The organism is Kribbella flavida DSM 17836 (assembly GCF_000024345.1).
GTDB classification, from domain to species: Bacteria; Actinomycetota; Actinomycetes; order Propionibacteriales; family Kribbellaceae; genus Kribbella; species Kribbella flavida.
Genome location: NC_013729.1, coordinates 6,598,605 through 6,623,094, shown reverse-complemented (window position 1 = coordinate 6,623,094; position 24,490 = coordinate 6,598,605). Strand labels below are relative to the sequence as shown.

The following is a 24,490-nucleotide window of genomic DNA, read 5'->3' as shown; positions in this document are numbered from 1 at the left end:
GGGCCGCACCAGCTCTTAGTGGACGGCGGGCAGCCGCTCGAGCGCGCGGGCGACCGAGGCCTGCAGCTCGGCGTCGTCCCAGGCCCGATCGGTGATCGCGCCGGACAGGTAGGCGTCGTACGCGGCCAGGTCGAGGTGGCCGTGGCCGCACAGCGCGGTCAGGATCACCTTCTCCTCGCCCGACTCCTTGCACCGCTGCGCCTCGTCGATCGCGGCGGCCAGCGCATGCGTCGGCTCCGGCGCCGGCACGATGCCCTCGGTCCGGGCGAACAGCACGCCGGCCGCGAAGCACTCCGACTGCGGCTTGGCGATCGCCTCGATCTCGCCGGTCTCGTACAGGTGGCTGATCAGCGGGCTCATGCCGTGGTACCGCAGGCCGCCGGAATGGATCGGGTCCGGCACGAAGTCGTGGCCGAGCGTGTGCATCTTCATCAGTGGCGTCATGCCGGCGGTGTCGCCGAAGTCGTAGGCGTAGGTGCCCTGGGTGAGCGACGGGCACGCCTCCGGCTCGACCGCGCGCACCACCGGCGACTGCCGGCCGGCCCACTTCTCCCGCAGGAACGGGAAGGCCAGACCGCCGAAGTTCGAGCCGCCGCCGGTGCAGCCGACGATCAGGTCCGGGGTCTCGCCGACCATTGCGAGCTGCATCAACGCCTCTTCGCCGATGACCGTCTGGTGCATCAGCACGTGGTTGAGCACCGAGCCGAGCGCGTAGTGCACCGTCTCGTCCTGGACCGCCATCTCGACCGCCTCGCTGATCGCGATGCCGAGCGAGCCGGTGGAACCGGGGTTCTCGGCCAGGATCTTGCGGCCGGCCTCGGTCAGCTCCGACGGGCTCGCGTGCACGGTCGCGCCGAACACCTTCATCATCGCCCGCCGGTAGGGCTTCTGGTCGTACGACGCCCGCACCTGCCAGACCTCGCACTCCAGCCCGTACTGCGCGCACGCGAACGCCAGCGCCGTGCCCCACTGGCCGGCGCCGGTCTCGGTGGTCAGCTTCCGGATCCCGGCCTTGGCGTTGTAGTAGGCCTGCGGCACGGCCGTGTTCGGTTTGTGCGACCCGGCGGGGGAGACGCCTTCGTACTTGTAGTAGATCCGGGCCGGGGTGTCGAGCGCCTTCTCCAGCCGGTGCGCCCGGTAGAGCGGGCTCGGCCGCCAGAGCCGGTACACGTCGAGCACCTCGCCCGGGATGTCGACGTACTGGTCCTGCGAGACCTCCTGCAGGATCAGGTCCATCGGGAACAGCGGCGCCAGGTCGTCCGGCCCGACCGGCTGCCCGGTGCCCGGGTGCAGCACCGGCGGCGGGGGCGTCGGCAGATCGTGCAGCACGTTGTACCAGCGGGTGGGCAGCTCGTCCTCGGGCAGCAGGATCTTCGTCGGCGTCGTCATGCAGCAAAACTAGGCCCGCGTGGGGTTCCCGGCAATGCACTGCGAACGAACCGAGGACGCACTTTCAGCGCACCCCGCCGAGCGGGGCGCAGCGAAGCCGACCGGTCAGTCGGTCGAGGTCGACCGTCCGCTGAGCCGGTCCCGGAGCCGGTCGACCATGCCGACGCCCGGGCCGGCGACCAGGTGGAACAGCTTCGAGTTCGGTGCGCCCGGGTGCGGCCGCGTGGGAGCCGCCTTCTTCGCCGTCTCCACCCTGTCCTTGAGGCTGACGAGCCGGTCGGCGGGGATGTTCGCGCGCAGCAACGGGAACTGCTCGCCCTCCTCGTCCAGCACGTGGTCGCGCAGCACACCCTCCAGCTCGCCGACGACCACCAGGAACTTCGGGTCCGCGGCGTCCAGGCCTTCCAGCCTCTTCATCAGCACCTCGAGCTCGTGGTGCTCCTGCTTGTCGTGCTCGACCACCTGGTCGCCGTTCGGCAGGTGCTCGCGGATCGCGGGGTAGACGAACATCTCCTCGGCCACCGCGTGCCGGACCAGCTCGGCGATCAGCACATCGGCCGTCTCCCGCCGCGCGGTCGGCGTGGGGCCGTCGGTGATCTGCACGATCAGCTGCTCGAACTCCCGGTGGTCCGCGGTCAGGACGTCGATCACGTCGTGGGCGGTGTCGGGCTGGCTGGCGTTCATCAGCTTCTCCTCGCGGGGTGGTCGGGTCGTCCACGCGGTACCCAGCGGCCCGCCTCCGCAAGCCCCGGGTACGCCCCCGCGAAGCTGCTAGTACGCCGGGGCGGTGGCCGGGGTGAGCACCTGCTGGCCCACGCCGAGCCACTCGTCGATCTCCGCCAGCAGTCGCTTGCGGACGTCCTCCGGCGCGGTCGACGCGAGCACCGAACCGCGGGCCAGCCCGGCCAGCTCCTCGTCGGTGAAGCCGTGCACCGCGCGGGCCGCCTCGTACTGCTCCGCAAGCCTCGAACCGAACAGCAGCGGGTCGTCGGCGCCCAGCGCGATCCGCGCGCCCGCCTCGTACAGCTGCCGCAGCGGCACGTCCTCCGGACGCTGGTAGACGCCCAGCGACACGTTGGACGCCGGGCAGACCTCCAGCGCGACCTGCGCGTCGACCACACGCTTCAGCAGCTCCGGGTCCTCGACCGAGCGGACGCCGTGCCCGATCCGGCCGGCGCCGAGCTCGTCCAGGCACGTCCGCACCGTTGCCGGGCCGCACAGCTCGCCGCCGTGCGGGACCGCCAGCAGGCCGGCGTTGCGCGCGATCCGGAAGGCGGGAGCGAACTCCGACGTGGTGCCGCGCCGTTCGTCGTTGGACAGGCCGAAGCCGACGACCCCGCGGCCGACGTACTGCGTGGCCAGCCGGGCCAGCGTCCGCGCGTCGAGCGGATGCCTGGTCCGGTTGGCGGCGATCACCACCTGGACGTCGATCCCGGTCGAGGCGGCCGCGTCGCGGGCCGCGTCCAGCACCAGGTCGGTGAACTCGGTGATGCCGTGGAAGCGGTTCGCGTAGCCGGACGGGTCGACCTGGATCTCCAGCCAGCGTGACCCGTCGGCCTTGTCGTCCTCGGCCGCCTCACGGACCAGCCGGCGGACGTCGTCCTCGGTGCGCAGCACGGACCTGGCGATGTCGTACAACCGCTGGAACCGGAACCAGCCCCGCTCGTCAGCGGCCGACAGGTCCGGCGGCCAGTCCGTGCGCAGCGCGTCCGGCAGCCGCACACCGTGCTTGTCGGCGAGCTCGACCAGGGTGAGGTGCCGCATCGACCCGGAGAAATGCAGGTGCAGATGGGTCTTCGGCAAGAGCCGCAGGTCGCGTTGCGCCATTACAGAAGGTTACCGACAGACCGCCCGGCGGAGGAAACCGGGCGGTCTGTCACCGGCTCAGCGGCCGGTCTTGTAGGCCCGGGTGATCTCCTGCTCGACCGTGTTGCCGCGGGAGTCCGCGGCGCGTGCCCGCAGCGACACGTACGACGCTGCTTGCGGCACGGTGACCACGGCGACGTACCGGCCGGCGCCGGTGGACCGTACGGAGGCGGTTCGCCAGGTCTTGCCGTCGTCGGTGGACGCCTGCACGGAAGGAGCGCGCAGCGTGCCGACGGCCGAACCACTCTGTGCCTGGGCAACGACCGGCACCAGGTGTGTCCGCCCGGTCCGCAGGACGTTGTGGTCGTCCACCGCAGGGGTGAACCGGAGCGCCCACAACGGCAGCGCCCGCACGCCCTCCAGTTCGGTGCCGGACTCGAACGTCCACGACGTGCGGACGGCCGTCGACAGCTCGCTCAGACCGGTGCCGGCCGTCTCCACGTCGACCTGGTACCGGCCCCGGCCAGGGGGAACGTCCAGCCGTGTGTCAGCCGGCCCCTGGAACGGATAGGGCAGGACGCCGACCTTCTCGCCGTCGCGGGACACCGTGATCGTCCCGCTGCCGGTGATGCCCTGGCCGTAGTGGCCATCGCTGTCCGACTGTGGCGGCGCGAGCTCCATCACGTCGTCGCTCCGCGAGGCCCAGTGGGAGTCGGAGCCGTTGCGGGGAAAGCCTGGTCCGAGCACTGCCTTCGCCCAGTCCTGGCGGTGGGTCCGGCCAGGCCGCACCGCAGCAGGACGGTCGTTGATGAACGCGGTGGCGTCGCCGCGGCGCAGGATCGCCATCCCGGCCCACTCGACGCCCTGGGTGGTGACGTGCACGACGGGCCCGGCCGGCAGTTCCTCGTACGGGTAGCCGTAGCCGAAGCCGCCGCCGATGGTCGGCGTCGTCGCCCAGCTGGTCCACACCGCGGTAGTGCCTGCTGCGTGCCGCGCGATCGTCGGCCGGATGGTGGCGAGCTCACCCGGCCGGACCGTCTTGCTGAGCCCGGTGAACCAACCGTCCTGCTTCGGCCACGCGAGAGCGTAGAGGTACGGGGTGTCGTTGAAGAACTCGCCACCGTTCGGGTCGGGCCGGGCCCACTGCGAGGTGGCGACGCTGCTCAGCTCCGGCACTGACTGGCCGACCTGGGCGGTGGACAACTGCTCGCGCGAGCTGGCCAGGAGCCCGCCCGACCAGGCATAGGCCGGAGTGCCCAGTTCGTACTCGACTGCGGTGAAGACATTGCGTGCAGTCGGTTCTGGTGTGCTGACCGAGACGGGCCGGGCCTGCCGGGCGTCCATGGTGACGACCTGATCCCTGGTGAGGTTGAGCTGCGGCTGGACCAGCAGTGCGGCCTCAGTGCGGTCCCGCTCGGTCCCGATGGTGGAGTCGAGCAGGTACCGGCCCTTCGGCAACCGGATGTTGGTGGTGCCGTCCTCCTCGCTCAGGAACAGCGGCATGTCCAGCTCGCCGGCGTCCCGGTTGACCAGGATGTCCAGGTAGTCCGCCGTCGCGGCACCGGCGCGGTCGAGGTGCTTGACGGTGAGGTCGTAGCTCTCCTGCTCGCGGTGGACCGACAGCGTCGTACGGAACGTGGTCGTGCCGGCCGTGGCGACGAGCTCTCCGACGTACCGGCCGTCGGGTCCGTCGTGCCGGGTGTCGGACGTCACCGTGACCGTGGCGGTGCCCCGTGCCGGGATGGTGACCGTCGAGGCGCTCAGCCGTACGGCGCTCGCGGGCGCCGGTTGACCGTCCGGTGCGGTGAAGGCGGCCGACAGCTCGAGGGCGAGTGGGGTCGCGCCGGTGTTGGTGTAAGTGATGTCCTTGCTCTCGGCAACATCATCGGTGCGCGGCCAGCGCTGCATCCCGAACGCCAGTACCCCGGCATCTGCGGTGACCGGCAGCTGGACGGCCTTGGCCGCGTCCACCCGCCCAGAACCCTGCGCCTGCACCCGTACGCCGGTGTCGCGCGCGGCCGATCCCATCAGCGCGGCCTTCAGCCGGTCGGCCTTCCAGTCGGGGTGTCGCTGGGCCAGCAGCGCGGCGACGCCGGCGACGTGCGGCGTCGCCATCGACGTACCGCTGAGCCGCAGGTACTCCGTGCCGACCGGCTCGCCGATCTGGCTGCCGGCCGCCTTCGCCGCGACGATGTCGACGCCCGGCGCGGTGAGATCGGGCTTGGGAGCGCCGTCGTCGACCGTCGGGCCACGGCTGGAGAAGTCGGCCAACTGGTCGTCCCGGTCGACCGCGCCGACGGTGAGTGCCGCCGCCGCGCTGCCCGGGGAGTCGATCGTGCGCTCGCTGGGCCCGCTGTTGCCTGCCGCGACGACGAACAAGGCACCGGACCGCGCGGTCAAGGTGTTCACCGCCTGCTCCAGCGGGTCCAGCCCAGGGGCGTCGTACCCGCCGAGGCTGATATTGACCACCTTCGCGCCTTGCTGGACGGCCCAATCCATCCCGGCCAGGATCCAGGAGTCGGCGCAGCCGTCGGCGACGCAGACCTTGCCGGACAGCAGTTCCGCGTCCGGTGCGACTCCCTTGTACCGGCCGTTCGACGCGGCCCCCGATCCGGCCACGATCGACGCGACGTGGGTGGCGTGCCCGTTCGCGTCCTCCGGTCCTTCGGGGCTGAAGTTGGCCGCCTGCAGCCGGCCGGCGAAGTCCGGGTGGGTGGCGTCGACACCGCTGTCCAGGACGGCGACCTTCACCCCGCGGCCGGTTGCGCCCGCCGCCCAAGCGGCCGGTGCCCCGATCTGCGGGACGCTGTGGTCGAGCCGCAGCGTGCGCTTCCCGTCGAGCCAGACCTTGGCGATGCCGGCGGTGGACCGGCGTCCAGGACCGGTGGGCACCAGATCCGCGAAGAACGAGGACAACTCGGCCTTCGGCAGGTGCGCGGCACGGCCGTTCACGGCGGGCAGGTCCCGCTGGGCCGTGGCTCCGGACTCCTGCAGGGCGGCTCGCGCGGTCGTCGGCGCACCGTCGTACGTGATGATCAGCGGAAGGTCCTTGCGGCGGGTGTCGTCGTAGCCGGCGGCGACCAGTTCGGTGACGTCGAACAGGCGCGGGTCGAGCCGGCCGGTGCCGAGCAGCGCGAGCGCGTCGGACGGGATGACCGAGACGTGACCGCCGGTGCGGTGGATGCTGAACGTGACGGTGCGGCCGGGGCCGGGCTCAGGCTGGACCCGCTGGTCCCCGAGAATCCGGACCCGGTCGCCGGTGATCAGCGTCACCGAACGGCCGGCGGCGGTGGGCGGAGCCGGCGGAGCTGTGCCGGCGGTGGGTGGTACGGCGGAGGACGTGGGCGGGCCGCCCTGGGCGGTCGGCAGCGCGGCGACGGTCAGCGCGACGGCAACCAGACCGATGCCGGCCGCCCGGAGCTGCAGAGGGAAAGGGCTCATGCCCTAGGGACGCCCTGGGGCCGCCGGGAAGTCACGGCCGCCGGGAACGGTCCGCCACCGACCACCAACCGTCCCGGCAACGAACAGCCCACCGACGGCGAACGGCTCACCGGAGGACCGGTGAGCCGTTCGTCTCGACGGAGCAGGAGGGGATCAGCCGAGCAGCTTGGCGATCCGGGAGACGCCTTCGGTCAGGTCGTCGTCACCGAGGGCGTACGACAGCCGCAGGTAGCCGGGGGCGCCGAACGCCTCACCCGGTACGACGGCCACCTCGGCCTCGTCCAGGATGATCTCGGCCAGCTCGGCCGAGGTGGTCGGCGTCCGGCCGTTGATCTCCTTGCCGAGCACGCCCTTGACCGACGGGTACGCGTAGAACGCGCCGGTCGGTTCCGGGCACTCGACGCCGGGGATGTCGTTCAGCATCTGCACCATCAGCTTGCGGCGCCGGTCGAACGCGACCTTCATCTCGTCGACCGCGCTCAGGTCGCCGGCCAGGGCGGCGATCGCGGCGCGCTGGGCGACGTTGTTCACGTTCGAGGTCTGGTGCGACTGCAGGTTGGTCGCGGCCTTGATGACGTCCTTGGGGCCGATCATCCAGCCCACCCGCCAACCGGTCATCGCGTAGGTCTTGGCGACGCCGTTCAGCACGACGGTCTGGTCGGCGATCTCGGGCACGGCCACCGGCAGCGAGGTGAACTTCGTGCCGCCGTAGGTGAGGTGCTCGTAGATCTCGTCGGTGATCACCCAGATGCCGTGCTCCAGCGCCCAGCGGCCGATCGCCTCGATCGCCTCCGGGCTGTCCACCGCGCCGGTCGGGTTCGACGGCGAGCAGAACAGCAGGGCCTTGGTCTTCTCGGTCCGGGCCGCCTCCAGTTGCTCGACCGTGACCAGGTAGTTCTGGCTCTCGTCGGCGAGCACCTCGACCGGGACACCGCCGGCCAGCTGGATGGTCTCCGGGTACGTCGTCCAGTACGGCGCCGGCAGCAGCACCTCGTCGCCCGGGTCGAGCAGCGTCGCGAACGTGTTGTAGACCGCGTGCTTGCCGCCGTTGGTCACCAGGACCTGGGCCGCCTCGATCTCGTAGCCGGAGTCCCGCTTGGTCTTCTCGACGATCGCCTGCTTGAGCTCGGGCAGACCACCGGCCGGGCTGTAGCGGTGGTTCTTCGGATCGCGGGCGGCCGCGACGGCCGCCTCCACGATGTAGTCGGGCGTCGGGAAGTCCGGTTCACCGGCGCCGAAGCCGATCACCGGGCGCCCGGCCGCCTTCAGCGCCTTCGCCTTCGCGTCGACCGCGAGCGTGGCCGATTCGGAGATTGCACCAATCCGTGCAGAGATGCGGGAAGCCATGCCCCCATCCTGGCACCACCACCGCGCGGGTGACATCTCGGTATCGGTTGCTGACACCGCGTGCTCCCGGACCATGAACAACTTGCGGTCTCCGACGACAGGTTCCGCGCTGTTCAGGATGCCGGCTTCGTGTTCACGGTGCCGGGGTGTGACGGGAACGATCGGGGGGTGTGTGGCGTTCGTACCCGGTGAAGGCTGTATGGTTCTGCTCGCGGTACGGCGCCCGGTGGGGGTCGTGGCGGGGCAGGCCTCAGTTCGACCAGGTGGCTTCCACCCCGTACACTCTTCTAGTCCGGGCGTAGATGGCCCTGATCCGGCATGCCCGAGATCAGGTCAGCGGCGTCCGGGAGAGATTGCAGAGGGCACTAGCTCAACTGGCAGAGCATCGGTCTCCAAAACCGAAGGTTGGGGGTTCAAGTCCCTCGTGCCCTGCAACTCCTGACCGGCGCAGGGCCGGTCAGGCCGCCGCTAGCGAAAGAGGTAGGTCGTGACGGAGACGCGCACCCCGGCACCGTCCGGCGCCGGCAAGCCTGCGGAGAGCAGGTCGGGCAACCGCCTGCTGCGCTTCTACCGCCAGGTGGTGGCCGAGCTCCGCAAGGTCGTCTGGCCGACCCGCAAGCAGCTGTCCACCTACTTCGTGGTCGTGCTGACCTTCGTGGTGTTCGTCATCGCGTTCGTGTCGGTGCTCGACCTGGCCTTCGGCTGGGCGATGTTCAAGATCTTCGGCTGACGCCGCCGCCGAGGCGATCCACGGCCGCGGTCCCGGGTCGACGACCTGACCGCTGTTGACAACACCCGATGCACAGATGACGGAGTACAACGTGTCCGAGCGTGACGACGAGGTCCTCGACTTCGAGGACGACTTCGACTTGTCCGCTGACGCCGACGACGACGTCGAGCTCGACCTGGACCTCGACCTCGACGACAGCACCGAGGACGACGACGACCTGTTCGTCGCCGACGACGACGACCCGTTCGTGGACGTCGCCGCCGAGGCGGAGTACTCCGCCGACGACGAGGCCGAGGACGGTGCCGAGGACGCGGACGACTCCGACGACGAGCCGGTCGTGATCGTCGCGGCGGCCAACGCCGCCGAGGACGACGAGGTGGTCACCACCACCGACGTCGAGGACACCACCGACGAGCTCGCCGCCGACGCCCCGGAGTCCGCCGACGAGCAGGCCGACGAGCAGGCCGACGAGGACGAGACCGTCGCCGCCGCGGACGTGGACGCGCCGGACGACGAGGACGACGACGAGGACGAGGCCGACGACGCGGACATGGACGCCTTCGCGGCGACCGCCGCCGCCTCCGCCGCGACCGCCTCCGCCGCGACCGACGACGACACCACCGACGAGGCCGAGCCAGAGGCCGAGCCGGAGGAGCCGGGCGACCCGCTGGAGGAGCTGCGCAGCACGCTGCGCTCGCAGATCGGCGACTGGTACGTGGTGCACACGTACTCAGGGATGGAGAACCGGGTCAAGGGCAACCTGGAGAACCGGATCAACTCCCTGAACATGGAGGACTACATCTTCGAGATCGTCGTGCCGACCGAAGAGGTCGCCGAGATCAAGAACGGGCAGCGCCGGATGGTGAAGCGCACCGTGCTCCCCGGCTACGTGCTGGTCCGGATGGACCTGACCGACGAGTCCTGGTCGACCGTGCGGCACACGCCGTCGGTGACCGGCTTCGTCGGCAACAGCCAGAAGCCAGTACCGCTCAGCCTCGAAGAGGTCGAGAAGATGCTCGCTCCGGCCGTCGTGGCGGCGGCCGAGGCGGCGGCAGCCGAGACCGGTGCCGCACCCACCAAGACCGCGGCCAAGAAGAAGGTCGAGGTCGCCGACTTCGGTGTGGGCGACTCGGTCATGGTCGTCGACGGGCCGTTCGCGACCCTGCACGCCACGATCACGGAGATCAACGCCGACGCCCAGCGGATCAAGGCGCTGGTCGAGATCTTCGGCCGGGAGACCCCGGTGGAACTCAGCTTCAGCCAGATCCAGAAAGTCTAAGGACCCGAAATGCCTCCCAAGAAGAAGATCGCTGCCCTGGTCAAGGTGCAGCTCAACGCAGGTGCCGCGACGCCGGCCCCGCCGGTCGGTACCGCGCTCGGTCCGCACGGCGTCAACATCATGGAGTTCTGCAAGGCGTACAACGCGCAGACAGAGTCCATGCGTGGCAACGTCGTCCCGGTCGAGATCACCATCTACGAAGACCGGTCCTTCACCTTCGTCACCAAGACGCCGCCGGCGCCGGAGATGATCAAGAAGGCCGCCGGTCTGCAGAAGGGCTCGCCGGTCCCGCACAAGGACAAGGTCGGCAAGATCACCAAGGACCAGGTCCGCGAGATCGCCACCACCAAGATGCCGGACCTGAACGCCCGCGACATCGACGCCGCGATGAAGATCATCGAGGGCACCGCCCGTTCGATGGGCGTCACCGTCGACAAGTGAGCCGTCCGGCGCACGCGTAGTACTCAGAACTCAGGCAGTTGTGGAAGGGCAGCGCGAGCTGTCCGCCATAACCACAACGGACGATGAGCCATCGTCCGCACACAGGAGAAAAGCAATGGCACAGCGCAGCAAGGCCTACCGCTCCATCGCGGAGAAGATCGACTTCGACAAGCTGTACACCCCGCTCGAGGCGATCAAGCTCGCCAAAGAGGCGGCCGGCAGCAAGAAGTTCAACTCGACGGTCGACGTCGCGATGCGGCTCGGGGTCGACCCCCGCAAGGCCGACCAGATGGTGCGCGGCACCGTCAACCTTCCGCACGGCACCGGCAAGACGGCACGGGTCCTCGTCTTCGCCACCGGTGAGAAGGCCGAGGCCGCCAAGGCCGCCGGCGCCGACTACGTCGGCGACGACGACATGATCAAGAAGGTGACCGACGGCTGGCTCGACTTCGACGCCGTCGTCGCGACCCCGGACATGATGGGCAAGGTCGGCCGGCTGGGTCGCGTGCTCGGCCCGCGTGGTCTGATGCCGAACCCGAAGACCGGCACCGTCACCCCGGACGTCACCAAGGCCGTCACCGACATCAAGGGCGGCAAGATCGAGTTCCGGGTCGACCGGCACGCGAACCTGCACTTCATCATCGGCAAGGCGTCGTTCGACGAGGCGCAGCTGGTGGAGAACTACGGCGCCGCCCTGGAGGAGATTCTCCGGCTGAAGCCCTCCAGCTCGAAGGGCCGCTACATCAGGAAGGCCGTCTTCTCGACCACGATGGGTCCGGGCGTCCAGGTGGACCCCAACATCACCCGCAACCTGCTCGAGGACGGCAGCGACGCCTGAGCCTCGGCTCCGGTTCACGCAGCACCGAAAGGCCCCGGTCGGCAGACCGGGGCCTTTTGCGTTGCCCGGTGTGCGACCTTGAGCACCGTCCAGCCGTTCTCCGCGGCGGTTGGTGACTGGTGGGTGCTCAAAGAGGGGACGGGACCACGAGGTCGGGGGTGAGGTCGTCGGGGTGGGGGACGCCGACAAGGGTGAGGGCGTGCGCGAGTTCGGCGTACAGGTCGGTGAGCAGGCGGGTGACGCCGGCGGAGCTGTCGGCGGTCAGCGCCCACAGGGCCGGGCGGCCGACGAAGACGGCGCGGGCGCCGAGGGCCAGCGCGGCCAGCACGTGCTCGCCGCGGCGGATACCGCCGTCGACGTAGACCTCGGTGCCGGTGCCGGCGACCGCCTCGACGACCTCGGGCAGCGCGTGCGCGCTGGCGATCGCGCCGTCGAGCTGCCGGCCGCCGTGGTTCGACACGATCAGGCCGGCCGCGCCCGCCGCGACGCAGCGCTGGGCGTCGTCGCCGCGCAGCACGCCCTTGACCACCACGGGAAGCCCGGTGCGTTCGCCGAGCCAGCCGATCACGTCCGGGGTCAGGTCGTCGGCCTTCGCCAGATCCTCGTCGGAGTACAGCTCCGCGTCGAGGTTCGCCCGCAGGTCGCCAGGGCCGACGGCTTGCCAGACCGTCGGCCCGTCGTCTTCCTTGCGTCCGACGACCGGGGTGTCGGCGGTCAGAACGACGGCGCGCGCGCCGGCGGCGACCGCCGCGTCGAGCATGCGCACGGTGATGTCGCGGTTGCGGGTCAGGTAGATCTGCAGCCACCACGGCGCCCCGGTCGCGCCGATCTCGGCGTACGTCGTACCGGCGTTGCTGGACACGCCGAGCAGCGACCGGGCCGTCGCGACGCCGGCGGCCATCGCCGCCTCACCGCCGGGATCGGCCAGGCGCTGCAAGGTGGTCGGGGCGACCAGCACCGGCCCGTCGACGGGCGTGCCGAGCACCGTCGTACTGGTACCGACCGTCGACACGTCGGTCAGCACCCGCGGCCGGAACCGGTACGACGACCAGGCGGTGACCGCCTCGCCCGCGCTGATGCCGCCCGCCGACCCCTGCCGGAAGTACCGGTGCACCGCCGCGGGCAGTCTCTCCGCCGCGGTCGCTTCCAACCCGTCGATCCATCGCATGAGGCCGATCCTCGCACCCTGGGGAAATCTCCGGACGGCGCTGCGCGCGCCGGGTACAGTAGGTCGCATGCAGCAGCACGGGCAGCGATTTCCGCGCCCCGGCCGGCACAGTGGTGCCGACGGGGTGGATCGCTGCCGCGTTCTCTCCCTGAGGTGACCACGACCGGTCGGGGTGTTCTGGCTCCCCGCACCTGCTCATCTCAGGAGATTCCCGATGGCTGTTCTCAGCACCCCGGAACTGCACGCCGCGCTGTCCCTGCGCGACCTCACCGATCCGGCCCAGGGCCCGCACGCCCTGCAGCTGATCGTCGACTCGCTCCGTACGACGCTCGGCCAGGCCTGGCCGTACACGGAGATCTGGACCCGGCGCGACCACCCGGTCGTGCCGCTCGCCGACAACTACGACAACCTCGGGTACGCCGCCGACGCGGTCACCCGGGACGCGCGCTACACCCGCTACGCCTCGGCCGGTGAGGTGCTGCGCAGCCACACGTCCGCGATGATCCCGCCGGCGCTGCGCGAGCTGGCGGCCTCCGGCTCGACCGACGTCCTGATGGTCTGCGCGGGGATCTGCTACCGCCGCGACTCGGTCGACTGGCAGCACACCGGCACCCCGCACCAGCTCGACCTCTGGCGGATCAGCCGCGACATCACCCTCGGCGAGCCCGAACTGGAGGCGATGATCGCGCACCTGGTCGAAACGGTGCTACCGGGTCAGACGTACCGGACGGTGCCCGCCGTCCACCCGTACACGACCCACGGCCGGCAGATCGACGTCCGGCTCGGCGACGACTGGATCGAGATCGGCGAGTGCGGTGTGGCGGCGCCGCACGTCCTGCGCCGAGCGGGCCTCGACGAGCGCTGGACCGGGCTCGCGATGGGCCCCGGCCTCGACCGGCTGCTGATGCTGCGCAAGGGCATCCGCGACATCCGCCTGCTCCGGTCCACCGATCCGCGGGTGGCCGGTCAGATGCTGGATCTGCTGCCCTACAAGGAGGTTTCCGCGATGCCCGCCGTACGCCGTGACCTGTCGGTCGTCGTCGGGCCGGACACCGATCTGTCTCCCGAGCTGCTGGGCGACCGGGTCCGGCAAGCGCTCGGGCCGGACGAGGAGGTGGCCGAGTCCGTCGAAGTGCGCGGCGAAACGGCGTACGACGAACTGCCGGAGGCGGCCCGGGACCGCCTCCAGCTGAGTCCGGGGCAGCGCAACGTGCTGATCAGGCTGGTCCTCCGGTCGGTCGATCGAACGCTGACCGATCCGGAGGCGAACCAGCTGCGGGACAAGGTCTACAAGGCCGTGCACGAAGGCCCGGTCCTGGAACTGATCACCTAGTCCAGGGCCGCGCAGAACGCCTGGGCCTTGGCGGTGATGCCGGACCAGCGGCCGGCCGCGACGTCGGCGGGGGAGACGACGTCGGTGCCGGCGCTGACCGCGAGCGCGCCCGCGTCGAGAAAGGCACGGGCGTTGCCGGCGTTCACCCCGCCGGAGGGAATCAGCGGTACGCCGGGGAACGGCCCGCCCAGGTCCTTGAAGTACTTCGGCCCGAACTGGTGCGCCGGGAAGATCTTCACCGCGTCCGCTCCGAGCGCGACCGCCGTCATCACCTCCGACGGCGTCAGCGCGCCGAGCACGATCGGTACGCCGGCGCCGTGCGCCGCGCCCACCACCTCGGCCGCCTCCGGTCCCTGGCCGGGCGTGACCAGGAACTGAGCCCCGGCCGCGACCGCGGTCCGGGCTTGGTCGGCGGTCTGCACGGTCCCGGCGCCGACCACGGCCCCGGTGTCACCGGACGCGGCCCGTTCCAGGTGCCGCGGCAGGTCCGGGGTGGTGAACGTCAGCTCGATCACGTGAATGCCGCCGGCCACGAGAGCCGCGCACAGGTCGCGCGCGTCGCCGATCTCCGGCGCCCGGACGACGCTCAGCACCCGGTCGGCGCGCAGCAGGTCCAAGGTGTTCATGCGGGGTCCTCTCACTGGGTGGGGGTACGCCGGACGGCGCGTCCCGGCAGGGCGTCGGTACGGTCACCGTTCTCGATCACCGGCACGCCGCCGACCAGGACCCACGGGATGCCTTCGGCCTGCTGCCGGGGGTTCGCGAAGGTGGCGGCGTCCCGCACGGTGGCGGCGTCGAACAGGACCAGGTCGGCGTGGTACCCGGTGCGGACCAGGCCGCGGTCGGTCAGCCGGAGCCGGCGCGCGGGGCGACCGGTCAGGTGGTGCACGCAGTCGGCCAGCTCCAGCACGCCCAGTTCCCGGACGTAGTGCGCGAGGTACCGGGGGAACGTGCCCCACCCGCGCGGGTGCGGCTTGCTGCCGACCAGGATGCCGTCCGAACCGCCGGTGTGGGTGGGGTGCTGCATGATCGCGCGCACGTTCTCCTCGTGGCCGACGTGCTGCAGGATCGTGCTGGCCAGGTCGTCGCGGAGCAGCAGGTCGAAGAACACCCAGGCCGGCGGCTTGCCGAGGTCGGCGGCGATCTGGGCCACGGTGTTGCCGACAGCCCCTTCCAGGGCAGGGTTCTTGACGCCACCGATCTCGATCGTGCGCCAGTCGGTGACGCAGCCGTGGCAGCCGTCGGTGCCGACCTGTTCGAGCTCGTAGGTGATTTGTTCCCGGTCGGCCGGGTCCCGCAGCCGGGCCAGCAGCGCGTCCGGCCCGCCCTCGGCCGTCCAGCTCGGCAGGATCGCGGCGAGCGTGGTTGCCCCCGGCAAGTACGGGTAGGTGTCGGTGGTGAGGTCGACACCGTCGGCCAAGGCTTGGTCGATCATCGCGAGCAGGTCACCGCCGCGGCCGCGGTTCGGCTCGAAGTTCATCGTCGCGTGGGTGAGGTGCAGCGCGCACCCGGACCGGCGCGCGACCTCCACCATCTCGCCGTACGCGTCCAGCGCGCCCTTGCCGTACGAGCGCTGGTGCGGGCTGTAGTAGCCGCCGTACCGGGCGACGACCGTGCACAGCTCGACGAGTTCCTCGGTGGTGGCGAACATGCCCGGGGTGTACGTGAGGCCGCTGCTCATCCCCACCGCCCCCTGCTCCAGGCCCTCGGCGAGCAGCCGCTTCATCTCGGACAGCTCGGTGTCGGTGGCCGGGCGGTTCTCGGTGCCGACGACCATCATCCGCAGCGTGCCCTGCGGCACCAGGTACGCCGCGTTGCAGGCGATGCCCTGGTCGAGCCGGTCCAGGTACCCGGCGACGTCGGACCAGGAGAAGTCGAAGTCGTCCGGTTCGCCGTTCCAGCCGGCGATCTGGCGGCGGATCGCGGCCCGGGTCGGCGTGTCGACCGGCGCGAACGAGAGACCGTCCTGGCCGAGCACCTCCAGCGTGACGCCCTGGCTGACCTTCGCCGTGTGCTCGGGGTTCGCCAGGATCTGCAGGTCGGAGTGCGCGTGCATGTCGATGAACCCGGGCGCCAGCACCAGCCCGTCCGCGTCGATCGTGCGCGCGGCGGCGGGCAGGTGGTCGCCGATGGCAACGATATGGCCGGCGTCGACCGCCACGTCGGCGACGTAGCCGGCAGCGCCCGTGCCGTCGAGCACGGTGCCGCCGGTGATCAGCAGATCGACCATCAGAAGAAGGTCCGGACCAGGTCGACCACGACCGGATCAGCGCCGTCGGGGTCGTCGATCACCGGAATCAGCCCCCACTTGTCGAAGGCCGTGCACGGGTGCGACAGCCCGACCCGCAGCTCGTCGCCGACGACCACCGGCGCGTCGCCGTCGAACCGCAGGAACCCGTGCTGGTCGTTCAGCTTGCTCACCGTCATCCCGGTCAGCGGGACCGGCGACTCACCCTCGCGCCGGGGACGCAGCAGCTGCGGTTCCGGCAGGCCCTCGTCGTACGGCAGGTCGCGCTTGCCCGCGTCGAAGATCGCCAGGCCCGGCTCGGGTTGCGAGGTGATCCGGACCCAGCCGTGCATGGCGGTGACGAGCCGCTCGCCGTCCGTCCGCGGCGCCGAACCCAGCGGGGAGACCTGCCGGTAGTAGCCGTCGTCGTGGGTGATGTACGCGCCGGACCGCAGGACCACCCGCGCCCCGGACCGGCCGAGCGGGGCAAGGACCTCCGCCACCTGCTCGAAGTACGCACTGCCGCCCGCGCTGACCACCGGGACCAGGCCGTCGTCGTACCGGCCGTCCTTCTGCAGCCGGGTGTGGACGCCGGCCAGCTCGCGCAGGTACGCCCGAACGTGTTCCAGCCCCGCCTCGTCGGCGCCGTGCGCGATCGCGCCCTCGTACCCCGCGACGCCCGCGAGCCGCAGCGTCGACGACCGGCCGATCGCGTCCGCGACGGCCAGCGCGGTGTCCGCGTCCCGGGCGCCGGTCCGGCCGTTCGCACCGCCGATCTCCACCAGGACGTCGAGGGGCCGGGCTCCGGGGTCGACGTACGGCGCGCGGGCGGCCTCGAGCTGCTCGACGGTCCGCACCGAGTCGGCCCAGACCATGACCTCGAAGGTCTCGTCGGCGGCCAACTGGTCCGCGATCCAGCGCAGCTGCAGCGGGGAGATGACCGAGTTCGCCACCATCACCCGGCGGACGCCGAACGCCCGGGCGACGCCGAGCTGGAAGGTGTTGGCGAGCGTGATCGCCCACGCGCCGGCGTCGAGCTGAGCTGCCCACAGCGTCGGCGCCATCGTCGTCTTGCCGTGCGGAGCGAGGTCGACGCCGTGGTCACGGCACCACCGGGCCATCGCGTCGAGGTTGTGCCGCATCCCGGCGGCTGACAGCGTGAGCAGGGGAGTCGGCAGCTCGGACAGCCGAGGGCGCTCCGCCACGATCTCGCGGACGGTGCGGCCCCACCACGCAGGCGGCAGGGCCTTGTCCTGCCAGGTGACCTGCCGGTCGGCGAGTGCCGCGACCGTGGCGGCGTCGTACGGGACGGGCATGCCGAGCTCCCTGAGCTGGAAATTGCGCATACTGCAACTCTCGTTGCGCATTCTGACTTGTCGGTTGTAGCATCGCGCCAGATCGTCCGTCAACGCACTGCGAGGGGACTCACGATGCCGCAGCTGCACGCCACCTGTCGTGTGGTCTGCGTCGGTGAGGCGATGATCATGCTCGCCGCCGGCACCGGTGCGCCGCTCGAGGACGTCGAGACGTTCCGGCGGTCCGTCGGCGGTGCCGAGTGCAACGTCGCGGGCGGAGTGGCCGGCCTCGGCATCCCGACCGGCTGGCTGTCCCGGGTCGGCGCGGACGGCTTCGGCCGCCACGTCCTGCGTGACCTGGAGCGACGCGGCGTCGACGTCGGCGGCGTCGAGCAGGATCCGCTGCGGCCGACCGGCCTCTACGTGAAGCACACGGCCGGCGGACGGACGCGGATGCACTACTACCGCACCGGCTCGGCTGCTGCCGCCATGGACGTCTCCTTCCTCGACCGCCCGGCTGTGCGGGACCGGCTGGCCGGTGCTGAGCTCGTGCACACCACCGGGATCACCGCGGCGATCTCCGCCACGGCTGCGGAGATGCTGGACCAGTTGGCGCTGCGCCGGGACACGCTGGGCTTCTCGTTGAGCGTCGACCTCAACTGGCGACCCGCGTTGTGGCGTGACCAGGACCCGGCGCCGCTGTGGCGCTTGCTGCGCGCGGCGGACGTCGTACTGGTCGGAGCTGACGAAGCGATGCTGTTCGCCGGGACGAGCGACCCGGCGCAACTGCGGGAGTTGCTGGGCCCGCGGGCGACGATCGTGCTCAAGTCGGATGCGCACGTGGCACTCGCGCTGGAGCCCGACGGCCGGCGTACGGAGGTGCCGGCGCTGACGGTGGACGTCGTCGAGCCCGTCGGCGCGGGGGACGCTTTTGCGGCCGGGTACCTCGCCGCGACGCTGCAGGGGCTGCCGATGGAGCAGCGGTTGCGGTCGGGACACTTGAGCGCGGCCACTGTGCTCGCCGTGCCGGAGGACCATGCTGAGCCGCCGCCCGGTGCCGTCCGGCAGGTCTTGCTGAGCTGCACGGATGAGCAGTGGGCCGGGACGAGAGTGGGCCCCGACGGCGTCGCGGTGGGAGGCCCGGCGTGAGTCAGAGCTTGGGCAGAGCCCTGCAGATTCTGGTGAGCCTGGGGGAGGGCGATCGGTCGCTGGACCAGCTCGCGACCGAGCTCGACGTGCACAAGACGACAGTGCTGCGGCTGCTGCGCACGATGGAGGCCGAGCGGTTCGTCCGGCGCGACGAGTCGCACCGCTACCGGCTGGGCTCGCGGCTGTTCTCCCTGGCCGACGCGGCGCGCGAGCAGCACGTCGTACGGGGCGTGGCGGCCCCGCATCTGCGGCAGCTGAACCAGCGGACCGGGCAGACCGTGCACCTGGCGGCGTACGAGAACGGGCAGGTCATCTACATCGACAAGCTCGACAGCGTGCAGTCGGTGCGGATGTACTCGCAGGTCGGCGTCCCGGCGGCCCTGCACTGTACGGCGGTCGGCAAGGTGCTGCTGGCCGCGCAGCCGAAGCGGCAGCGGGAGGCGTTGCTGGCGTCGATCGAGTACCACCGGTTCACGCCGAACACGATCCCCGGGCCGGACGAGCTGCGCGACGAGCTGGACAAGGTCCGGGCCCAGGGCTGGGCGCAGGACCGGGCCGAGCACGAGTCGTTCATCAACTGCATCGGCGCGCCGATCACCGAGCGCTCCGGCCGGGTGGTCGGCGCCGTCTCGATCTCGGTGCCGGACGTGCTGCTGAACTACGAGCAGGTCCTGGAGCTGCTGCCGGAACTGCTGGCTACCACCGCCGCCATCGGCGCCGACTACGACCACTGACCGAGAGGAACCCCGAATGTCCGACAAGACTGCCGTCTCCACCCCCGATGCCCCCGCGCCGATGCCTGTCTTCTCCCAGGGAGTGCGCAAGGGCAACCTCCTGCAGGTGTCGGGCCAGGGCTCGGTCGACCCGGCCAGCGGCGAGTTCGTCTTCGCCGGGGACGTGAAGGCGCAGACCACCCGGGTCCTGCAGAACGTCGAGGCGATTCTCGAGGCCGGTGGCGCGAGCTTCGACGACGTGCTGATGCTGCGTGTCTACCTGCCCTCGCGCGACCTGTTCGGCCCGATGAACGAGGCGTACGCCGAGTTCGTCGGCGCCCGCACCCCCAGCGGTGTGCTGCCGTCGCGGACCACCGTGTTCACCGGCCTGCCGCTGGAGCAGATGCTGGTCGAGATCGACGCCCTCGCCGTCCTGTCCTGACCGCCGTCGTCCCAGGTAGTTGAGGATGGGACGATAGCCGGGATGGATGCCCCGGTCAGTCTGTGGAAGATCGCGCCCTCGGTCTACCTGCCGGCGTTGCTCTACGGCATCGGTCAGGGGGCGATCGCTCCCGTGGTCGCCCTGTCGGCCCGTGACCTCGGCGCGTCGTTCGCGGTGGCCGGGCTGGTCGTCGCAGCGGCCGGCGTCGGCCAGGTCCTCGGCGACATCCCGGCCGGCACGCTGACCGCGAGGATCGGCGAACGCCGCGCGATGCTGCTGGCGACCGGCCTGGTCTCCGTCGCCCTGGCCGCCTGCCTGCTGGTGCCGACGGTCTGGGGTCTGGCCATCGCCATCGGTGCGACCGGCCTGGCCGCCTCGGTCTGGGGGCTCGCCCGGCAGGCGTACCTGAGCGAGGCCGTCCCGCTCGAACTGCGGGCCCGGGCGCTGTCCACGCTCGGCGGCGTGCAGCGGATCGGGTCGTTCCTCGGCCCGTTCATCGGCGCCTTCGTGATGCGCTTCCTCGGCACCGACGGCGCCTACTGGGTGCACCTGGTCGCCGCTGCCCTGGCCTGCGTCGTCCTGCTGAGCCTGCCCGACCTCGAGTCCGTACGCCGCAACCGCCGGGCCCGGCCGGTCGTCATGCAGTCCACCCGCGCGGTGATCCGCGAGCATCTCCCCGTGCTGCGGACCCTCGGCGTCGGCGCCCTGCTGGTCGGCGCCGTCCGGGCGTCCCGCCAGGTGGTGATCCCGCTCTGGGCCGAGCACATCGGCCTGGACCCGCAGACGACCAGCATCATCTTCGGCCTGTCCGGCGCGGTCGACATGCTGCTCTTCTATCCGGCCGGCTCGGTGATGGACCGCTTCGGCCGCAAGTGGGTCGCCGTACCGTCCATGCTCGTCCTCGGCCTGGCCCACCTGCTCCTGCCGCTCACGCACTCCGGGACCACGCTGACCGCGGTCGCCCTGCTGATGGGTCTGGGCAACGGCCTCGGCGCCGGCGTGATCATGACGCTCGGCGCGGACGCCTCTCCACCGGCCGGCCGGGCGCAGTTCCTCGGCGCTTTCCGGCTGTTCGCGGACTCCGGCAGCGCGGGCGGGCCGTTCCTGCTGTCGGCGGTCACCGCGGCCACGGCGCTGGGCCCGGCGATCCTGGTGATGGGCCTGACCGGCTGGGCCGCGGCGCTCGCCATGAACCGCTGGATCCCCGCCCGGCCACGACCGGTGGAGTGACCGATTTGGTGGGACCGGTGGCGGCGGTTACTCTTGACCTTGCCGAAGACCGCTGGTTGTCGTCCTGGTGTGAGCCAGGTGACTGAAGGTCCCACAGAGTGGGCGGCCCGCGCAGGTGACTTGGAAGTGAAACAGTTCGACATGTTCACGCCCTTGCGCCTGCGCAGGGGCGTTTTTGTTGTGTGGGTCGGCGGTGTGGCAGACAAGTCCAACTCTGTCGGAAGACAGGGCGGAAGGAGACCCATGGCGAGGCCGGACAAGGCCGCCGACGTCGCAGAGCTCACTGAGAACTTCAGGAACTCCAACGGCGCCGTGCTGACCGAGTACCGCGGACTCACCGTGGCGCAGCTGCGGCAGCTCCGCACTACGCTCGGTGACGACGTGAACTACGCCGTGGTGAAGAACACGCTGACCAAGATCGCGGCCAAGGACGCCGGGGTGGAGTCCTTCGACTCGCTCCTGCAGGGTCCGTCGGCCATCGCCTTCATCAAGGGCGACCCGGTGGTCGCGGCCAAGGGGCTGCGTGACTTCGCCAAGGCCAATCCCCTTCTCGTCATCAAGGGCGGTGTGCTGGACGGAAAGGCACTCGGCTCCGACGAGATCAACAAGCTCGCTGACCTGGAGTCGCGTGAGGTTCTCCTCGCGAAGCTCGCAGGTGCGATGAAGGCGGCTCCGCAGCAGGCGGTGTCGTTGTTCGCTGCTCCGCTGTCGCAGGCCGCGCGCCTGTTCGCGGCGCTGCAGGACAAGCTGCCGGCCGAGGACGCCCCCGCGGCGGCCGAGGCTCCGGCTGCGGAAGCGGTGCAGGACGCACCCGCCGACGCACCTGCCGAGGCGAGCACCGAGGAGACCGCGTCGGCTGACAGCTGACCCGTTCGACTCACGCAACACCCCATTCAGTGATCATCAAGTCAGACGTTCAGGAAGGACCGCCACCATGGCGAAGCTCAGCACCGAAGAGCTGCTCGGCCAGTTCAAGGAACTGACCCTGCTCGAGCTCTCCGAGTTCGTGAAGGCGTTCGAGGAGGAGTTCGGCGTGACCGCCGCCGCTCCCGTCGCCGTCGCCGCCGCCCCGGGCGCCCCCGGCGCCCCGGCCGAAGAGGCTGTCGAGCAGGACGAGTTCGACGTCGTTCTCGAGTCGGCCGGCGAGAAGAAGATCCAGGTCATCAAGGAGGTGCGTGGCCTCACGAGCCTCGGCCTGAAGGAGGCCAAGGACCTCGTCGAGAGCGCGCCGAAGGCCATCCTCGAGAAGGTCGACAAGGCCGCCGCGGAGAAGGCCAAGGAGGCCCTCGAGGGCGCCGGCGCCACCGTCACCCTCAAGTGACCTGTGCGGCGTGAGCCGCACACCCAGCAGTACGCCGAAGGGCGGTCCCGTCAGGGGCCGCCCTTCGTCATGTCACCGCCGCGCCGTCCGGCGGTCGGCGCGGCGGGCCAGGTCGAGCACCGCACGCCGAGCCGGTACGCCGACGTAGCGGTGAGCGCCGTCCGCGGCCAGGACCGTCAGGCCGATCCAGCCGAGGGCGAGCAGGGCGTTCGACACCGTGCCCGCGTGGACCCCACCGAAGCCGTGCACGACCAGCGCCTGCAGCAGGTACAGCGGATACCCGATCACGCCGAGCCGCACCAGGATCGGGGCAGTCAGCCAGCGAGTGGGCGCCGCCGTGAGCAGGCCGGGGGGCCGGGAGGCCAACGCCATCCCGAGCACGAAGACCGGCAACCAGCTGAACGGGACGCGGCCGAAGTCGGTCTCGGTGCTCAGGTGCAGGCCCAGCAGGATCGTGGCAATCACCAGCGCGCAGCCGGCCGCGATCGCGGGGGACGCGGCGATCGGCCGGGCCAGCAGTGGATAGACCAGGTAGCAGAGAGCCAGCGTGCCGACGAACCAGGTCTGCTCGGCGTACACGTCATGGACCCAGTCGCCCCCGTTCAGCTCACCCAGCAGCAGTACGGCCACTCCGACGACCACGAACAGCGGCACGATCCGGGCGATGCGTGCCATCGCGTACCGACCGAGTACCCGGCGCCCGGAGCCGAAGCCGAGCCCGGGGTAGTTGTAGGCCAGCACGAATCCGGACAGCAGGAAAAAGAACGGAAGCGTGACCGCGACCGCGTCCATCAGGTCGTTCAGGTACCACGGTGCCCCCCGCCACATCCCGACCGACGACGCGACCACCGCGAGGCCGGCCAGTCCGCGCAGACCGGTCAAGGCCAGAACCTCCGGCCGGGGATGGGACAGCGCCGCGCCCTCGGAGACCGATGTGAGACCGCTCACGCCGACACCTCCGTGCGGGCACGCTCCGTGATCACGGGAGGCGGTTTCGGGACCAGCCGCAGGACCAGCCGGCGCGCCGGGACCTCGATCAGCCGGTGGGCGCCTTCGCCGATCAGCAGGCACAGCCCGGCGACCACCACCACCCCGGCGTACGGCGCCCAGCCGGCCGGGTCCGCGACCATGCTGCCGCGGTCCTTGCCGAGGAACGACAGCAACGGCCGATGGGTCAGATAGACGGCGTAGCTGGCGGTCCCCAGCGTGACCAGCACCCGGGTCGCGAAGAACCGCGACAACCAGGCGGCCGGCGCCGCGGCCAGCGCCAGCAGCAGAACGGCGAACGGCACGGTCCAGATCGCGCCGTAGAACGCGGGCAGCATCCACCGGGCGTGGCTCGGCCCGAGCGCGGCGAGCACCAGCACCACCGTCACGCACCCGGCCTGCACCCAGCCGGCGACCCGAACGCGCAGCTTGAACCCGCGCAGCAGCAGGAGCGCCAGCGACATCCCGATCACGAACTCCGACAGTCGCGGCAGCGGATTGCGGTACAACCAGCGGTGCCCCGAGGACGGGTCCTTCACCGACAGGAACGCCCATCCCTCGGCGGTGAACAGCGCGACCAGGAACACCTGCACCGCGAACGCGACGGCGATCACGCCGACCAGCCCGGCGGCCCCGAACCGCTTGGAGACCAGCACGATCACCGGGATCAGCAACGGGAACACGGCGTACAGGAAGAGTTCGACGCAGATCGACCAGCCGGGCGGGTTGTAGCTGCCCTGGCCGATCGCGTAGTCGCCCGACCAGGCCTGGATCCCGAGCAGGTGCCGCCACAGCGAGTCCTGCGGTACGCCGTGCGCGGCGCGCTGGGCGACCAGGTACAGCAGGACGACCCAGTACAACGGCATCACGCGCGCGATCCGGGCGATGTAGAACCGCCACAGCCGGCTGCCCGAGGTGACCGTCAAGGTCGAGTAGTTCCAGGCCAGCACCAGCCCGGAGAGCATGAAGAACAGCGGTACGCCGATGTAGCCGGACTGGACCAGGTTGCGCAGCGGCTCCGGCGCCGAGGCCGGTACGCCGATGTGGTGCAGCACGACCGCGAGTGCTGCGGCGGCCCGGACGCCGGTCAGCGCCAGGATCTCCGAGCGCGGGTGGGGGAGCTGGTCCCCGTGCTGCGGCGAGGTGAGGCCTTGGGGCGGCCGGACCCGCAGTCGGCTCAACCAAGTAGCTGACCGCGGCACAAGTTCCTCCGGCGACTGGACTCTTCGTCACCTCGCAGGGCGACGCCAGGACTGTACCCGACCGGGCCTGTCCGGCCCGGGCACCGCGCAGCGTGACCTGCCCACGAGGTGTGACCGAAGCGTGACTCTGCGGTGTTTCATCACTTGACATA

The 24,490-nt window shown here is 71.0% G+C and carries 22 protein-coding genes and 1 tRNA gene; 12 read left to right on the top strand and 11 right to left on the bottom strand.

The features are described from left to right. Positions 1 to 15: 15 nt before the first annotated feature. From KFLA_RS30665 to KFLA_RS30645, 5 genes are all read right to left on the bottom strand, one after another. Positions 16 to 1,389, bottom strand: coding sequence for a TrpB-like pyridoxal phosphate-dependent enzyme (locus KFLA_RS30665; RefSeq protein ID WP_012923732.1), 1,374 nt, complete (start codon positions 1,387 to 1,389; stop codon positions 16 to 18). Positions 1,390 to 1,494: 105 nt separating this feature from the next. After that, a complete protein-coding gene (locus tag KFLA_RS30660) occupies positions 1,495 to 2,073 on the bottom strand; it encodes a hemerythrin domain-containing protein (RefSeq protein ID WP_012923731.1) in 579 nt (192 codons plus the stop codon). Between the two features lie 87 nt (positions 2,074 to 2,160). Further along, positions 2,161 to 3,216, bottom strand: coding sequence for an adenosine deaminase (locus tag KFLA_RS30655; protein WP_012923730.1), 1,056 nt, complete (start codon positions 3,214 to 3,216; stop codon positions 2,161 to 2,163). A 57-nt stretch (positions 3,217 to 3,273) separates the two neighbouring features. Then, on the bottom strand, positions 3,274 to 6,636 hold the full coding sequence (locus KFLA_RS30650; protein ID WP_012923729.1) for a S8 family peptidase: 3,363 nt from the start codon (positions 6,634 to 6,636) through the stop codon (positions 3,274 to 3,276). Between the two features lie 153 nt (positions 6,637 to 6,789). Continuing rightward, complete coding sequence (locus KFLA_RS30645; RefSeq protein ID WP_012923728.1) at positions 6,790 to 7,983, bottom strand: pyridoxal phosphate-dependent aminotransferase; 1,194 nt, start codon at positions 7,981 to 7,983, stop codon at positions 6,790 to 6,792. A gap of 359 nt (positions 7,984 to 8,342) precedes the next feature. Between KFLA_RS30645 and KFLA_RS30640 the strand changes: the two genes are divergently transcribed. The 5 genes from KFLA_RS30640 to rplA all read left to right on the top strand — a co-directional run bounded on the left by KFLA_RS30640 (position 8,343) and on the right by rplA (position 11,271). Then, positions 8,343 to 8,415: transfer RNA gene (locus KFLA_RS30640), tRNA-Trp, on the top strand. Between the two features lie 55 nt (positions 8,416 to 8,470). After that, entirely contained in the window at positions 8,471 to 8,713 is a 243-nt protein-coding gene (gene secE, locus KFLA_RS30635) for a preprotein translocase subunit SecE (RefSeq protein ID WP_012923727.1), read from the top strand. 376 nt (positions 8,714 to 9,089) lie between these two features. Continuing rightward, complete coding sequence (gene nusG, locus KFLA_RS30630; RefSeq protein ID WP_049797651.1) at positions 9,090 to 9,992, top strand: transcription termination/antitermination protein NusG; 903 nt, start codon at positions 9,090 to 9,092, stop codon at positions 9,990 to 9,992. Positions 9,993 to 10,001: 9 nt separating this feature from the next. Then, positions 10,002 to 10,433 (top strand): 50S ribosomal protein L11, encoded by a 432-nt coding sequence (rplK, locus tag KFLA_RS30625; RefSeq protein WP_012923725.1) that lies wholly within the window; start codon positions 10,002 to 10,004, stop codon positions 10,431 to 10,433. A gap of 115 nt (positions 10,434 to 10,548) precedes the next feature. Further along, on the top strand, positions 10,549 to 11,271 hold the full coding sequence (gene rplA, locus KFLA_RS30620) for a 50S ribosomal protein L1 (RefSeq protein WP_012923724.1): 723 nt from the start codon (positions 10,549 to 10,551) through the stop codon (positions 11,269 to 11,271). A 127-nt stretch (positions 11,272 to 11,398) separates the two neighbouring features. Here the strand turns inward: rplA and KFLA_RS30615 are convergent, their stop codons facing one another. Beyond that, complete coding sequence (locus KFLA_RS30615) at positions 11,399 to 12,439, bottom strand: alpha-hydroxy acid oxidase (RefSeq protein ID WP_012923723.1); 1,041 nt, start codon at positions 12,437 to 12,439, stop codon at positions 11,399 to 11,401. Between the two features lie 214 nt (positions 12,440 to 12,653). On the opposite strand from KFLA_RS30615, the gene srmL reads away from it, so the two are divergent. Continuing rightward, positions 12,654 to 13,772 carry a PheS-related mystery ligase SrmL gene (gene srmL, locus KFLA_RS30610; RefSeq protein WP_012923722.1) on the top strand — a complete coding sequence of 373 codons (1,119 nt, stop codon included), beginning with the start codon at positions 12,654 to 12,656 and terminating at the stop codon, positions 13,770 to 13,772. Here srmL and KFLA_RS30605 read toward each other — a convergent pair. Genes KFLA_RS30605 through KFLA_RS30595 form a run of 3 tightly spaced genes read right to left on the bottom strand, consistent with a single transcriptional unit; the run spans position 13,769 to position 17,345 of the window. Further along, positions 13,769 to 14,398, bottom strand: coding sequence for a bifunctional 4-hydroxy-2-oxoglutarate aldolase/2-dehydro-3-deoxy-phosphogluconate aldolase (locus KFLA_RS30605; protein ID WP_012923721.1), 630 nt, complete (start codon positions 14,396 to 14,398; stop codon positions 13,769 to 13,771). The two genes, srmL and KFLA_RS30605, sit on opposite strands and share 4 nt — an antisense overlap. Positions 14,399 to 14,409: 11 nt before the next feature. Then, entirely contained in the window at positions 14,410 to 16,002 is a 1,593-nt protein-coding gene (locus tag KFLA_RS30600; protein WP_012923720.1) for an N-acyl-D-amino-acid deacylase family protein, read from the bottom strand. Next, positions 16,002 to 17,345 carry a type III PLP-dependent enzyme domain-containing protein gene (locus KFLA_RS30595; protein WP_012923719.1) on the bottom strand — a complete coding sequence of 448 codons (1,344 nt, stop codon included), beginning with the start codon at positions 17,343 to 17,345 and terminating at the stop codon, positions 16,002 to 16,004. Before KFLA_RS30595 ends, KFLA_RS30600 begins: the two co-directional genes overlap by 1 nt. A gap of 84 nt (positions 17,346 to 17,429) precedes the next feature. Between KFLA_RS30595 and KFLA_RS30590 the strand changes: the two genes are divergently transcribed. From KFLA_RS30590 to rplL, 6 genes are all read left to right on the top strand, one after another. Continuing rightward, on the top strand, positions 17,430 to 18,443 hold the full coding sequence (locus KFLA_RS30590; protein WP_012923718.1) for a sugar kinase: 1,014 nt from the start codon (positions 17,430 to 17,432) through the stop codon (positions 18,441 to 18,443). After that, a complete protein-coding gene (locus tag KFLA_RS30585) occupies positions 18,440 to 19,177 on the top strand; it encodes an IclR family transcriptional regulator (protein ID WP_012923717.1) in 738 nt (245 codons plus the stop codon). The genes KFLA_RS30590 and KFLA_RS30585 overlap by 4 nt, the downstream gene beginning before the upstream one ends. Positions 19,178 to 19,193: 16 nt before the next feature. Then, the gene (locus KFLA_RS30580; RefSeq protein WP_012923716.1) at positions 19,194 to 19,598 is read left to right on the top strand and encodes a RidA family protein; all 405 of its coding nucleotides are present in this window, start codon (positions 19,194 to 19,196) and stop codon (positions 19,596 to 19,598) included. Positions 19,599 to 19,640: 42 nt separating this feature from the next. Then, positions 19,641 to 20,828 carry an MFS transporter gene (locus tag KFLA_RS30575; protein ID WP_012923715.1) on the top strand — a complete coding sequence of 396 codons (1,188 nt, stop codon included), beginning with the start codon at positions 19,641 to 19,643 and terminating at the stop codon, positions 20,826 to 20,828. Positions 20,829 to 21,071: 243 nt separating this feature from the next. Beyond that, a complete protein-coding gene (gene rplJ / locus KFLA_RS30570; protein WP_012923714.1) occupies positions 21,072 to 21,695 on the top strand; it encodes a 50S ribosomal protein L10 in 624 nt (207 codons plus the stop codon). A gap of 67 nt (positions 21,696 to 21,762) precedes the next feature. Then, on the top strand, positions 21,763 to 22,149 hold the full coding sequence (gene rplL / locus KFLA_RS30565) for a 50S ribosomal protein L7/L12 (RefSeq protein ID WP_012923713.1): 387 nt from the start codon (positions 21,763 to 21,765) through the stop codon (positions 22,147 to 22,149). Positions 22,150 to 22,221: 72 nt separating this feature from the next. Here the strand turns inward: rplL and KFLA_RS30560 are convergent, their stop codons facing one another. Next, positions 22,222 to 23,097 carry an acyltransferase family protein gene (locus KFLA_RS30560; protein ID WP_012923712.1) on the bottom strand — a complete coding sequence of 292 codons (876 nt, stop codon included), beginning with the start codon at positions 23,095 to 23,097 and terminating at the stop codon, positions 22,222 to 22,224. After that, on the bottom strand, positions 23,094 to 24,317 hold the full coding sequence (locus KFLA_RS30555; protein ID WP_041289551.1) for an acyltransferase family protein: 1,224 nt from the start codon (positions 24,315 to 24,317) through the stop codon (positions 23,094 to 23,096). The genes KFLA_RS30560 and KFLA_RS30555 overlap by 4 nt, the downstream gene beginning before the upstream one ends. Between the last annotated feature and the right edge of the window lie 173 nt (positions 24,318 to 24,490).

Bases quoted from the DNA above. Each gene is read 5' to 3' on its own strand.
- KFLA_RS30605 (WP_012923721.1), bottom strand. From the start codon at position 14,398: ATGAACACCTTGGACCTGCTGCGCGCCGACCGGGTGCTGAGCGTCGTC.
- rplJ (WP_012923714.1), top strand. From the start codon at position 21,072: ATGGCGAGGCCGGACAAGGCCGCCGACGTCGCAGAGCTCACTGAGAAC.
- KFLA_RS30660 (WP_012923731.1), bottom strand. From the start codon at position 2,073: ATGAACGCCAGCCAGCCCGACACCGCCCACGACGTGATCGACGTCCTG.
- KFLA_RS30665 (WP_012923732.1), bottom strand. From the start codon at position 1,389: ATGACGACGCCGACGAAGATCCTGCTGCCCGAGGACGAGCTGCCCACC.
- KFLA_RS30590 (WP_012923718.1), top strand. From the start codon at position 17,430: ATGCCGCAGCTGCACGCCACCTGTCGTGTGGTCTGCGTCGGTGAGGCG.
- KFLA_RS30615 (WP_012923723.1), bottom strand. From the start codon at position 12,439: ATGCGATGGATCGACGGGTTGGAAGCGACCGCGGCGGAGAGACTGCCC.
- rplK (WP_012923725.1), top strand. From the start codon at position 10,002: ATGCCTCCCAAGAAGAAGATCGCTGCCCTGGTCAAGGTGCAGCTCAAC.
- rplA (WP_012923724.1), top strand. From the start codon at position 10,549: ATGGCACAGCGCAGCAAGGCCTACCGCTCCATCGCGGAGAAGATCGAC.
- KFLA_RS30575 (WP_012923715.1), top strand. From the start codon at position 19,641: ATGGATGCCCCGGTCAGTCTGTGGAAGATCGCGCCCTCGGTCTACCTG.
- KFLA_RS30650 (WP_012923729.1), bottom strand. From the start codon at position 6,636: ATGAGCCCTTTCCCTCTGCAGCTCCGGGCGGCCGGCATCGGTCTGGTT.
- KFLA_RS30600 (WP_012923720.1), bottom strand. From the start codon at position 16,002: ATGGTCGATCTGCTGATCACCGGCGGCACCGTGCTCGACGGCACGGGC.
- KFLA_RS30580 (WP_012923716.1), top strand. From the start codon at position 19,194: ATGTCCGACAAGACTGCCGTCTCCACCCCCGATGCCCCCGCGCCGATG.
- KFLA_RS30595 (WP_012923719.1), bottom strand. From the start codon at position 17,345: ATGCGCAATTTCCAGCTCAGGGAGCTCGGCATGCCCGTCCCGTACGAC.
- rplL (WP_012923713.1), top strand. From the start codon at position 21,763: ATGGCGAAGCTCAGCACCGAAGAGCTGCTCGGCCAGTTCAAGGAACTG.
- KFLA_RS30655 (WP_012923730.1), bottom strand. From the start codon at position 3,216: ATGGCGCAACGCGACCTGCGGCTCTTGCCGAAGACCCATCTGCACCTG.
- KFLA_RS30645 (WP_012923728.1), bottom strand. From the start codon at position 7,983: ATGGCTTCCCGCATCTCTGCACGGATTGGTGCAATCTCCGAATCGGCC.
- srmL (WP_012923722.1), top strand. From the start codon at position 12,654: ATGGCTGTTCTCAGCACCCCGGAACTGCACGCCGCGCTGTCCCTGCGC.